The organism is Ruegeria sp. HKCCD7181 (assembly GCF_057221055.1).
In genome coordinates, this window is the sequence record NZ_JBWVBC010000009.1 from 81,876 (window position 1) to 94,129 (window position 12,254).

Annotated in this window: 11 protein-coding genes; 5 read left to right on the plus strand and 6 right to left on the minus strand. The window is 56.4% G+C overall.

The annotated features are described in order from the left end of the window. Nucleotides 1-494 precede the first annotated feature (494 nt). From AC2TCY_RS17105 to AC2TCY_RS17125, 5 genes are all read left to right on the plus strand, one after another. Nucleotides 495-926, plus strand: a complete 432-nt coding sequence (locus tag AC2TCY_RS17105) for a cytochrome c (protein ID WP_480849164.1) — start codon at nt 495-497, stop codon at nt 924-926. A 10-nt stretch (nt 927-936) separates the two neighbouring features. Continuing rightward, on the plus strand, nt 937-1,251 hold the full coding sequence (locus AC2TCY_RS17110; RefSeq protein ID WP_480849166.1) for a copper resistance CopC family protein: 315 nt from the start codon (nt 937-939) through the stop codon (nt 1,249-1,251). 158 nt (nt 1,252-1,409) lie between these two features. Next, nucleotides 1,410-2,147, plus strand: a complete 738-nt coding sequence (locus tag AC2TCY_RS17115) for a copper resistance D family protein (RefSeq protein ID WP_480849167.1) — start codon at nt 1,410-1,412, stop codon at nt 2,145-2,147. Nucleotides 2,148-2,300: 153 nt separating this feature from the next. After that, on the plus strand, nt 2,301-2,933 hold the full coding sequence (locus AC2TCY_RS17120) for a GntR family transcriptional regulator (RefSeq protein ID WP_480849169.1): 633 nt from the start codon (nt 2,301-2,303) through the stop codon (nt 2,931-2,933). Nucleotides 2,934-3,039: 106 nt separating this feature from the next. Next, nucleotides 3,040-4,047 carry a GlxA family transcriptional regulator gene (locus tag AC2TCY_RS17125; RefSeq protein WP_480849170.1) on the plus strand — a complete coding sequence of 336 codons (1,008 nt, stop codon included), beginning with the start codon at nt 3,040-3,042 and terminating at the stop codon, nt 4,045-4,047. Between the two features lie 3 nt (nt 4,048-4,050). On the opposite strand, the gene AC2TCY_RS17130 is transcribed toward AC2TCY_RS17125, so the two are convergent. The 6 genes from AC2TCY_RS17130 to AC2TCY_RS17155 all read right to left on the minus strand — a co-directional run bounded on the left by AC2TCY_RS17130 (nt 4,051) and on the right by AC2TCY_RS17155 (nt 12,236). Then, nucleotides 4,051-4,614, minus strand: coding sequence for a sarcosine oxidase subunit gamma (locus tag AC2TCY_RS17130; RefSeq protein WP_480849172.1), 564 nt, complete (start codon nt 4,612-4,614; stop codon nt 4,051-4,053). Further along, nucleotides 4,607-7,561 (minus strand): sarcosine oxidase subunit alpha family protein, encoded by a 2,955-nt coding sequence (locus tag AC2TCY_RS17135; protein WP_480849174.1) that lies wholly within the window; start codon nt 7,559-7,561, stop codon nt 4,607-4,609. Before AC2TCY_RS17135 ends, AC2TCY_RS17130 begins: the two co-directional genes overlap by 8 nt. Further along, nucleotides 7,558-7,848 carry a sarcosine oxidase subunit delta gene (locus AC2TCY_RS17140; RefSeq protein WP_480849175.1) on the minus strand — a complete coding sequence of 97 codons (291 nt, stop codon included), beginning with the start codon at nt 7,846-7,848 and terminating at the stop codon, nt 7,558-7,560. Before AC2TCY_RS17140 ends, AC2TCY_RS17135 begins: the two co-directional genes overlap by 4 nt. Before the next feature lie 12 nt (nt 7,849-7,860). Continuing rightward, the gene (locus AC2TCY_RS17145; RefSeq protein ID WP_480849177.1) at nt 7,861-9,111 is read right to left on the minus strand and encodes a sarcosine oxidase subunit beta family protein; all 1,251 of its coding nucleotides are present in this window, start codon (nt 9,109-9,111) and stop codon (nt 7,861-7,863) included. Nucleotides 9,112-9,372: 261 nt separating this feature from the next. After that, nucleotides 9,373-10,746, minus strand: a complete 1,374-nt coding sequence (locus AC2TCY_RS17150) for an aminotransferase (protein WP_480849178.1) — start codon at nt 10,744-10,746, stop codon at nt 9,373-9,375. 14 nt (nt 10,747-10,760) lie between these two features. Next, the gene (locus tag AC2TCY_RS17155; protein ID WP_480849180.1) at nt 10,761-12,236 is read right to left on the minus strand and encodes an NAD-dependent succinate-semialdehyde dehydrogenase; all 1,476 of its coding nucleotides are present in this window, start codon (nt 12,234-12,236) and stop codon (nt 10,761-10,763) included. Nucleotides 12,237-12,254 lie beyond the last annotated feature (18 nt).

Sequence of the window (12,254 nt, forward strand, 5' to 3'; positions counted from 1 at the left end):
ATACTGGCATTGTATTGCCCCGGTTAGTGCAATAGTTTCCCCGCCTATGTTCATACGCCAAATCACATCGGCGCTTTTGGTTGGTATTCTAGTCATCTTGACCGGGATCGGCGGCGTTGCGCACGCTTTGTCAAACGATTGCGTTGGCGCACATTGTGATGAACATATCTCCGCGTCGGTCGATGGCCTTCATGTGGGGCTCAACCACGGCAATCAAAACGAGCCCAACAGCGCAGATCACGACGAGTGCAACCCGTCTTTGTGCCACGTATTGGCAGTTACCCCTCTGAGTCCAGATGCGGTTCTGAACCTGATCGAGATTGATTTGGCTTTCCGTTTCCAGGCCCTCGCACATCGGACTGGCACAGATAATCCTTTTAAGCCGCCTAACTTTTAAACCGAATGAACTTCGCTGTTCACGAATGTGATCAGCTAAAAATGTGGTCGCTGAAAAATTGCGGCCTATTCCGTTTTCATTAGGTTGGGATCACTCCATGAACCGAAAAATCCTCATACTTGGCGCTTTCGCCGCGGCCGCCGCGGCTGCATACGCGGCCCTTCGCCCCGAACCCGCTAAGCTAATCACGCAATCCGCACCATCTGAAGACGGCGCCATGGTTGAAATTCAATTGCCAAGCATTGAAGGCAATGCCGCGATTGGCCAGCGCATCTTTGAAAATTCCTGTGCGTCCTGCCACGGAACCAACGCAGTTGGTAAAGAAGGAGTTGGACCACCGTTGATCCACATCATCTACGAACCAAACCATCACGCTGATGAGGCCTTTCAGCGTGCTGTCGCCGTGGGTGTCAGAAGCCATCACTGGCAATTTGGAGATATGCTGCCCGTAGAAGGCCTGACACGTGGTGACGTGGCCATGGTGATCGCATACATTCGTGAAATCCAGCGTGCCAACGGAATAAACTAAGGAAAACACCATGAAAAAGGTCGTCGTATTTGCCTTGATAGTGGGGTTTGCCAGTGCCGCTTTTGCACATTCCAGTGTGGAAACAACAACACCGGCCGACGGTACAAAGATTGCGAATGCACCGAGTGAAATTGCTCTCAACTTTACGAAGAACATTCGTCTGACCCGAGTAGAGTTAGCCCATGAAGATGACCCACCTGTTCAACTCGATTTGATCGGTCAGACGAGCTTTGATCAGGTGTTCATGATACCTATTCAGGGACGCGGCGCTGGGACTTATCTCATTGAGTGGCGCGGTTTGGGTGAAGACGGCCACGTAATGTAGGGCGAATTCTCCCTTACTGTACAATGAAAATGCCAGACCTCTGGGGAATGGCCGCGATCCTCGTGAAGACGATGCTTCATGTCGGCTTCGCGGGGTCGACGGGGCTTATGATCATCAGATGCGTGTATCCCGGCTTAGTGGCTCCGCAGTTTAGCCGAATGCGGAAGCTGGCCATCTTCCTGGCAGCGCTTGCGCTTACTGCGACAATCGTTGGGTTCATGTTGCGCGGAGCCGCATTGGCGGGCGAAATTCACGGTTTGACCGATCCGGAGATGCTTGGATTGCTGTGGCAAACCTCAGTTGGTGACGCCCTAATCTACCGTGTTGCTGGCTCTGCATTGATCATTGCAGGACTGTTCATCCCACGCTTTGGCCATTGGATTGCCCTTGCTGGCGGTATCTTGGCCCTATGGTCCTTTGTGCAGATAGGGCACGTTCCTGCGTTGGACCGTACCGGATTCCGTCTCCTCCTCCTGCTGCACCTTCTGGGTATAGCATTTTGGATTGGGGTCCTTGGCCCGCTGTGGGGTATGTCTCGCCAGCCTGAGCAATCGGAAAACGCAGGGCTGCTGGGATACAGGTTCGGGCAAGCCGCTTCCCTGATAGTCCCGGCCCTGATCTTGGCAGGGCTTTGGATGGCCTGGTCACTATTGGGTACTCTGAATGCCCTCTTCCTGACTGGTTATGGTCAAGCTTTGTTGGTCAAAGTTCTGCTTGTGGCAGCGGTCCTGAGCTTGGCCGCTGTAAACAAGCTCCGTTTCGTTCCAGCCATACAGGCCGGAGAAGCCGAGGCGGCGCGTCAACTCGCGCGCTCGGTCGAGATCGAAGCAGTAATTATTCTATTCGTACTGATCACGACATCGACGCTCACCAGCGTCCTGGCGCTTCCGAATTGAGAAACGTTGAATGTAGAATTAGCTCTTGCCTTTGCCATTGCTGCTTTGGTCCGGGTCTGAAATCCAATCATGGTAAGAAAGGCTGAGATTGTTGAAGGAACCCTGATCTGAGATCAAAAGACCAGCCCCTGCTAACACAGAAGGTCCAAAGCCTTGACCCCTGCGGAATTGCGAAACGATTCACCCGATAAATCGACTGTAGATCAGATTCAGGAGCAAACTCTTGAACCTATCCGCTTTGCGTTCTACCGGCTTGGCGACCGTTTGAAAGTGGCTGTGCTTGCCAAGGAATTTGGCGTAAGCAGAAAACCTGCCAGAGATGCGATCGCACACGTCGGTCATCTTGGGCTGGACGAAACACGCAACGGTGTCGGGACGGTGGTTACCAAGCTTTCGGACGAGCTCAAACGGCACCTTTGCGAAATGAGAATGGTACTGGCCAATATGATCGGAGAGCTGTCACCGGTCGCTGCTGAAACTCACCACCGCGACGAAGTGCTCTCGATCCATAAACGTGCTCTGGTCCTGAGAGAACGTCCTGAGTCTCAGCAGTACGTGGAACTGAACCAGCGCCTGCAATCCTTGGTCACGTCGCTGTGGAAACTCTGGAAACTGGCGTACGTCCAAGCATCCAGCGTTTGGCGCCGCTTGGAACATATAGTGGGGCCAGAAGTATGTGACGCATTGATCAAGCAGACTTCGGATTTGCAGAAGCACAGGTGCGCAACAATATTGCAGCCGTTGGCTATGTGCAAGGAAACTACATCGGGTACGCCTTTCAATTGAATGAAAACATCTGCTGAATCTGTAAAAATGACTGCGGACAAGATGACTCCATTCGATCACCTGATGCGCCCATCGGGAATAGGCACAAAGAGGTAATGATCTGAAAATGTCAGAAGCTACAAACACCACATCGCTTGGCATCCTGGTCTTTCCCGGGTTCCCCATGGCGTGTCTGACCTCTTGCATCGAACCATTGCGAGCAGCCAATGAGATCTCGGGTCAGGACGCGTTCAGCTGGACAGTGATTGCTGAAAGCAACGAGCCAGTGCAATCCTCTGCTGGGGTTACCTTTGCACCTGATTGCACCTTGGCAGAGTTACAATCGCTAGATCACTTGTTATTTGCCTCCAGCCCCAACGGTAAATTTACCAAACCCTCCAAAGCAAACGCTGCTCTTCAAAGAATGTTGCGCAACAAAACGCGCCTCGGTGCGATCAGCGGCGGCGTGTTTCCGTTGGCCAGAACGCAGCTGACCGGAGCTCACCCGCTCTCGGTTCATTGGTGTTACGAGGCCGCCTTTCGGGCCGAGTTTCCTGAAATCCCGATACAGGGCACCGTCATTCACGATGAAGGCGCATTCACAACCATTTCCGGTGCATCCGCCGTGTTTGACCATATGCTCACGTTGATCGAAGAACGGCTTGGTGGCGACATCATGGCCGAGGTCGCCTGCTGGTTTCAGCATCCTTTCATCCGCAGCGCGGCCATGTCGCAGAAGGTTCCCGCAATCTCTACCGCCAAAAGCCAGGACTTGCTGCCAAAACAGGTCGCACGCGCCATTCAGCATTTTGCCGAACATATCGAAAGCCCGATCCAGATCAGCGAAGTGGCCGAGGCAGTCGGCCTGTCACCGCGGTCACTGGAACGCGGATTCAAAAAGGCAACAGGCCAAAGCCCGCTAAGCTACTACCGTAAGATGCGGATGAACCAAGCGAGGCAACTGGTTCTATACACCAACGACCCGATCGCCGAAGTTGCCTATATGGTCGGATATGCCACGCCCGGTGCGTTTATGCGACATTATCGCGAAACTTTTGGTGTGACGCCGATTAGTGACCGGCGCGCCAAGAACTCGATGCGGGTCGGCAGCGATGACGTTCTGCCCTCGGGCTGAAGGTCAAGCAATCGACCAGGCTGCGGCCAACATCCCGTGATGCAATGACCCGGCCGAAGATCGGGGGGCGATGACCGCTATGCGGTCTTCGGCCAGACGCCATAGGAACACACCCAGATGCTCTGCCGTGGTACGCAACGCGGTGCCTGTCTCCATTGTGCGTACCGGCGCATTGCTCAGACGCTCAAACAGATCGCACAGCCCCTCCCCTGCGACGTCGAACCGGCACCATCCATCTGTCTGCTCGACAACTGATGCATTGTCGCCAACGATTTGCTTCAATTCCAATGCCAACAGTTCGTGGCTGTCATGCGAGGCCGTGATCATCCATTGCTCTGCTCCGGTCCAGAAGGCGGCGTATGGCCCAGCCTGTGCGGATTGGCCGACCACCGGCAAGTTCAGACCAATCTTATCAGCCAGCACCTGCTTCACGGTATCTAGCTGACCTGCGCGCACCGCAATCGAGGCCAAGGCTTGATCCGCAACCTCGGTGATTGTGATCGCCCCGATTTCATCCCTGCGCGGCGTGTCGCCCCCCAGCGCGGTGATAGGTTTCAGTTTATGCACGAAGCTTCTCCCCTTCCGGGTCCACGAAATGAGCGCTGACAATTTCGACCAGTACCTCCTGGCCTTCCAGCGGGTTGACCAGACGCAATTGCTCTCCCATGCGGTCGAAACCGCCTTTGACAAAGCCCAGACCAATGGAGCTGTTCAGGATCGGCGAAAAGGCCGCCGAGGTGACATAGCCCTGATCATGGCCCGCATCGATTGGCCCGTCCTTGTTCATCAGGTGCCCCCCAGCCGGAACGCTATCTTTGGCGTTCACCGGCATCAGCCCGACCAAAGCCAGCGCATCCGGGGTGTTCATCCCCTCACGGCGGCTGAGCACATTGCCGATACAGTCCTTCTTTGTGCTGACCATACGACCAAGGCCGAGGTTCAGCGCCGTTGTCGTCCCGTTCAGCTCGTTGCCCGCAGCGTGGCCCTTTTCGATCCGCATGACGCCCAACGCCTCGGTGCCGTAAGGAACTACATCGAACTCTTCACCAGCTTCCATCAGCGCACGCATCAAGCCATCGCCGTAACGCGTGGGCACGGCAATTTCGTAAGCCAGCTCGCCCGAAAATGAGATACGGAACAGCCGCGCTCGCAGGCCGCCGCAGACGGTGATCTCACCGCAGGCCATGAAGGGGAGCGCCTCGTTCGAGATGTCGAATTCGGGATCCACGATCTTTTGCAGCAGCTTGCGGCTGTTGGGACCAGCGACCGCATACTGCGCCCAGGCCTCGGTGGTCGAAATCAGTTGCACGTCCATATCCGGGCACAGGCATTGGCGCACGAATTCCATGTTGCGATAGACCAGAACCGCGTTAGCGGTGGTCGTGGTCACGACAAAATGGTCTTCGGACAGACGTGCGGCAGTGCCGTCGTCATAGGCCACGCCATCCTCGCGCAGCATCAGGCCATAGCGCACCTTGCCGACGGACAGTTTGGCAAAGCCGTTGGCATAGATCTTGTTGAGGAAAGCAGCGGCATCTGCACCCTGCACGTCGATCTTACCCAGCGTTGTCACATCGCACACGCCGACCGAATTGCGGGTCTGCAGAACCTCGCGGTCCACCGATTGCCGCCAATGGGTCTCACCCTTACGGGGGAACCATTGGGCGCGCAGCCAATTGCCGACCTCGACAAACACCGCGCCCTGTTCCTCGGCCCATTTGTGGCTGGGTGTCAGGCGGGTCGGGTGGAAATCCTTGCCGACCGCGCGACCACCAAGGGCCCCCATTGCCACAGGCGTATAGGGTGGGCGGAAAATCGTCGTACCGGTTTCCGGGATTGACTTACCTGTCAGCTCGGCCATCACCGCCAGAGCACCGACGTTGGATGTCTTGCCTTGATCCGTTGCCATGCCCAGCGTGGTATAGCGCTTGAGATGCTCGACCGAGGTAAAGTTCTCTTGATGCGCCAGCTTGACGTCCTTGACGGTCACATCGTTCTGGTAATCCAGCCACGCGCGGTTGGCGCCTTTGACATGCCAGAACGGCGTGATCGAAACAGGCGCGTCCGCTGCTGTGGGCAAGTCAACAGGCGTTGCGGTGATCCCCAGTTCCTCCAGCGCGTTCACAGCCACCGCCGCGCCACCTTGCAGCGCCGCATCCGTGGTCAGGTCACCCTTGGCAGCCCCGGCCACGATCTGGCCAACGGGCAGGCCCTCTCCCGGAACAAAGGCATGAATATCACCGCTCCAGACCGGGCGGCCGCGCTGATGGCACGTCAGGCCCAGATTCGGGTTCCAACCGCCGGATATCGCCAGCGCCTCACAATGCAGTTCGCGGGTATAGCCTTTGTCGGTGCGCACTTGCACCGAGGTCAGCCCCAGACGACCCGAGGTGTTAATGATCTCGGCCCCTTTCAGGACCTCGGCACCTTCACCGTCAGGTGCATCGGGTCGCGTATCCACAATAGCCGGGACCTGGACGCCCTGCGCCATCAAATCGCGCGCCGTCTGGTGTGCATCGTCATTGTTGGCAAACACCACAACCGATTGTGCGGGCGTTGCGGCCCAACGGTTGGCATAGGCCCGCACCGCTCCGGCCAGCAGAATGCCAGGCCGATCGTTGTTCTCGAACGCGATGGGCCGCTCAATAGCCCCGGTCGCGATAAGCGCGCGTTTGGAGTAGATACGCCACAAGGTTTGACGCGGTTTATATGCATCGGGCGCGATCACGTGATCCGCATTGCGTTCAACGGCACCGTAAATTCCATGGTCATAAGCACCAAAAACTGTCGTGCGCGGCATCACTCGCACATTCTTCATCGACGCCAGCTCGGCCAGCGTCTGCGCAACCCAATCTGCGCCGGACATGTCAGCCAGAGACCCCGTTTCAGCGATCAGGCGTCCGCCTAAGCGGAAGTCTTCATCGGCCAGAATGACCTGCGCGCCCGCACGCCCTGCGGTCAAAGCTGCCGTCAAACCTGTCGGCCCAGCCCCGACGATCAGCAGATCGCAGTGCAGAAACCCTTTGTCATAAGCATCCGGATCATCCTCTCCGGTCAGGCTGCCCAGACCAGCGGCCTTGCGGATGATCGGCTCATACAGCTTTTCCCAGAACGCCTTGGGCCACATGAACGTCTTATAATAGAAGCCCGCGGTCAGAAAATTCGAGAACCGGTCGTTGATCGCCATAAAGTCGCGTTCCAGCGACGGCCAGCGGTTCTGCGAGTTGGCGTTCAACCCGTCATAAAGCTCGGCCACGGTGGCACGCGTGTTGGGTTCCTGCCGCCCGCCCGAGCGCAGCTCGACCAGCGCATTCGGCTCTTCGCTACCCGCTGTCAGCGGCCCGCGCGGACGGTGATATTTGAACGACCGGCCCATCAGCCGCACGCCATTGGCCAGCAGGGCCGAGGCCAGTGTGTCGCCTTCAAACCCCTGATAAGACTTGCCGTCGAATTTGAAGCTCAGGCTGGCGTCACGGTTGATCAGGCCACCATTCAGACGATTGTGTTGTATCATTGGGCAGCCTTCCTTGCGGCTTTGGCGACATCTCGCGCCAGCTCGACTTTCAGAATTTCGTGCGTCACCGTGTTGCGAGTGACCACCAGCCACGACCGGTCGCCTTGTTCGTGGAACCACAATTCGCGATGTTCGCCGGCCGGGTTGTCGCGTAGGTAGAGGTAATCGTGAAACGCCTGCGCCGCATTCTCAGCCTGCCAGTCGGGGCGGTTGATGAGGGACGCGTCGCCCAGATAGGTGAATTCCTGCGCGTCACGCGGGCCAAGCAAAGGATGGTTGATAATCATCTGATAAACCCCTCAGTGCAGGTTCGGTTGGGCGCCCTGCCCTTTTTCGTCGATCATGTGCCCGGTCATGAACCGGTCCAGCCGATAGGCTGTCGCGGTTTCATGCGGGCGGTCAGTCTTCAGAAGATGGGCGAAACAGTAGCCGGACGCTGGCGTCGCCTTGAAGCCGCCATAACACCAGCCACCATTGAAATAGAGCCCGTCGATATGCGTTTTATCGATGAAGGGCGATCCATCCATGGACATATCCATGATCCCGCCCCAGCTGCGCAACAGACGAGCACGCCCAAGAGCTGGTATCAATGACATCCCACTTTCGACTACATCCTCGACCACCGGCAGGTTTCCGCGTTGAGCGTAGGAATTGTACATGTCCAGATCGCCACCGAAGACCAACCCACCCTTGTCGGACTGGCTGCAATAGAAATGACCCACGCCATAGGTGATCACCCCAGGGATGAAAGGCTTGAGCCCCTCTGAGACAAACGCCTGCAAAACGTGACTTTCAATCGGAAGGCGCATTCCCGCCATCGCCATCACACGACTGGAATTGCCCGCGACAGAGACGCCCACCTTTTTCGCGCCGATATAGCCGCGAGTGGTCTCGACGCCCAAAACCTTGCCGCCCTCAATCCGAAAGCCTGTGACTTCGCAGTTCTGAATGATATCCACGCCGCGCATATCCGCGCCGCGTGCAAACCCCCAAGCGACCGCATCGTGGCGAACGGTTCCTCCACGCCGGTGCAACAACCCGCCCTTGATCGGAAACCGCGCATTATTGAAATTCAGAAACGGGTACATCGCGCGTACGCCTTCGGCATCCAACAACTCGGCATCGGACCCGTTCAGGATCATCGCATTGCCCCGCCGCCGCGCCGCATCCCGCTGCGCATCCGAATGCACGAGGTTCAGGATACCGCGCTGGCTGACCATCGCATTGTAATTGAGTTCCTGCTCAAGATTTTCCCACAGTTTGAGGGAAAACTCATAAAACGGCTCATTCCCGTCCAGCAGGTAATTCGACCGGATAATCGTCGTGTTCCGCCCGACGTTACCGCCTCCAATCCAACCTTTCTCCAGAACCGCAATGCGCGCGGCTCCGAATTCATTGGCTAGGTAATAGGCTGTCGCCAACCCGTGGCCGCCACCGCCGATTATGACATAGTCATAGGCTCTGCCAGGCGCGACGTCACGCCATTGCGGGGTCCAACCTTTGTGGCCAGTCACCGCCTCTTTTAAGATCTTCAGAGCTGAGTATCGCATGAAAGCTCCTGTTCACAGCAGCCTCCAATTTGCGCGCACCCCGGTGCGTTATTCACTCGTTGTTTCGGACAGAATTAAATTCGGAAACGACAGATTTTCACGTTTGGCAAAAACTCAGGCTCAGAACGGTCGCCAATCATCTCAGACTTAGATCACCAATTGCCAAGCCTAAATGCTGTTTCTGTCGCCTTGCAAAAGCTGACAGTCGATTTTGACCGGGTTGCGAGAGAACCCGGTCAAACTACTTAAAGGAATAATCCTCTACCCCAATACGGCGTTAACGGCGCGTACCGTGCCTTCTACCACTCGATCGGCTTCCTTTCGGGTTAGACAGAAGGGCGGTGCGAACCCGAGTATGTCGCCCTGAGGCATGGCTCGGGCGATGATCTTGTCCTGATCCAGAAGTTTCGCAGAGATTTGTGGTCCAATCTTGTCCGCCGCATCGAAGAAGGCACGGTTGTCCTTGTCCTTCACGAATTCTACTGCACACAGCATACCCTCACCGCGCACGTCGCCCACTTGTGGATGATCCGCCAGCGCTTCGGTCATGGTGGTGTTCAGATAAGCCCCAACATCGCCTGCATTGCTGACAAGGTTCAACTCGTCGATCAGATTCAAGTTCGCAACACCGGCGGCGGCCCCGATTGGATGCGCCGAATAGGTCCAGCCATGCCCTATGGGTCCGTTCTCATCAGTGCCTTGCTCTAACACATTCCAGACCTTGTCACTGACGATTGACCCCGAAAGTGGAGCATATGCGGACGTCAGGCCCTTGGCGATGGTAATGATATCGGGCTCTATTCCATAGTGATCCGATCCGAACATTGTCCCGAGGCGTCCAAACCCAGTCACAACCTCGTCAGCGACCAGAAGAATGTCGTGCTTTTTCAGAACGGCCTGGATCGCGGCCCAATACCCCTCGGGCGGAGGAACGATACCGCCGGTACCCAGAATGGGTTCTCCGATGAATGCAGCAATTGTGTCAGCCCCTTCACGCTCAATCAGCGCTTCAAGCTCAGTTGCACAGTGGGCTACGAACTGCTCTTCAGTCTGATCAAGGTCTACGCGGCGGTAGTAGTATGGTGCCTCGGTGTGGATCACTTGCTCCACAGGCAGGTCGAACTTCTTATGAAACAACTCCAACCCTGTCAGCGATCCCGTCACCAACCCAGACCCATGGTATCCTCGCCAGCGCGAGATGATCTTTTTCTTTTCAGAGCGTCCCAGTATGTTGTTGTAATACCAGAGCAGCTTGACGTTGGTCTCATTCGCGTCCGATCCGCCGAGGCCAAAATACACCTTGGACATGTTCGCAGGCGCCCGGTCGAGGATCATTTTCGACAGCGTGATCGAGGCTTCGGTGCCGTGACCTACATAAGAGTGGTAATAAGCCAGTTCACGTGCCTGATCCGCGATGGCATCGGCGATGTCCTGACGACCATAGCCAACATTGACGCAATAAAGGCCGGCGAAAGCATCCAACAGTTTGGTACCGTCGCGGTCTTCGATGAATACACCGCTAGCGGTCTTAATGATCCGGTTCAGACTTTCGCCTCTGGCATGTTGTGCCAGATGAGTAGACGGATGAAAGAAATTCTCGCGGTCCCATTGGTCGAGTTGATCGTTCCTAAGCATGTTTTAGTCCTTTCTCACGCCCAATCACGGCAGACGTATTTGATGTCGGTGAATTCTTCCATTCCCTGGCGCGCGCCCTCGCGGCCCAGCCCGGATTGCTTGGTGCCACCAAAAGGAATGGGCGCACCGGTCACTTTGGTACGGTTGACGGCCACCATGCCAAATTGCAGCGCGCGGCTCACACGGTAGATGCGACGCGGATCATGGCTGTGGAGATAGGCAACCAGACCATATTCGCCGTCATTTGCACGGGCGATCACCTCGTCCTCGGTATCGAACGGAGTGATGGGGGCGACCGGGCCAAATGTTTCCTCGGACAGGATGCGCGCATCGGCCGGTACATCGACCAGTACTGTTGGTTCATAAAACAGCGGACCAAGCGAATGCCTTTTGCCACCACAAGCCAGTTTCGCGCCTTTGTCCAGCGCGTCGGCCACATGATCTTCCTGTTTCGCAACCGCATTTTCATTCATCAGCGGGCCAATATCCGGGTCATCCACCCCGAATCCAACAGTTAGCTTTTGCGCAGCCTCGGTGAATTTGACGCAGAACTCGTCATAAACAGGACGTTCTACAAATATTCGGTTTGCACCCAGACAGTCCTGACCCGACGTGGCAAACTTGGCTTTAATTGTCTCTGCGACAGCTACGTCCAAATCAGTGCCTTTGAATACAATAACCGGCGCGTGGCCGCCCAGTTCCATCACCAACCGCTTAACCGTCTCGGCCGATTGTCGGTAGAGCAACTTGCCAATCTCCGTCGACCCGGTGAAAGACAGCGCACGAACGCGTGGATCGCGCGTCCATGGCTCCACCACGGTTGGTGCGGATCCTGTCACCACATTGAATACGCCCGCGGGTATGCCGGCGCGTTCAGCCAATTCGGCCAACGCCAGCGCGCTGAATGGTGTTTCACCCGATGGATGTGCAACCACGGTACAGCCAGCCGCCAGTGCCGCCGCGGCCTTACGTGTTAACATAGCCGACGGGAAATTCCACGGAGTAATCAGAGCTGCGACACCTACTGGTTCACGCCACAGCTCAACCTCGGCATCCGGCAGATGACTGGTGATGCCTTCGATATTGGGGCGTTTTGCCTCCTCTGCATAGAATTCGACAAAAGCTGCGCCATAGTCGATTTCACCGCGGGCTTCCGAAATCGGTTTGCCTTGTTCTAGCACCATGATGCGGGCCAGATCTTCCTTATGTTCGATCTGTAATTCGAACCAGCGACGCAGGATGGCTGCGCGCTCCTGCGGTAATAAACCGGACCAAGCCGAAAAGGCTGCCTCTGCCGCGTCTACTGCGGCAGAAGATTCCTCTGCGGTCATCGCCGTCACGTCGCCCAGATAGTCGCCGCTGGCTGGATCAGTCACACTGAAACTGTCACCGGTTGTTGACGCGCACCATTTCCCATTTACGTAGGAAAACGAACGCACCAAAGCCTTATCCTGAATATTCACACGTGCGGACAGAGCTGTATCCAACATGATTCCTCTCCTGTATTT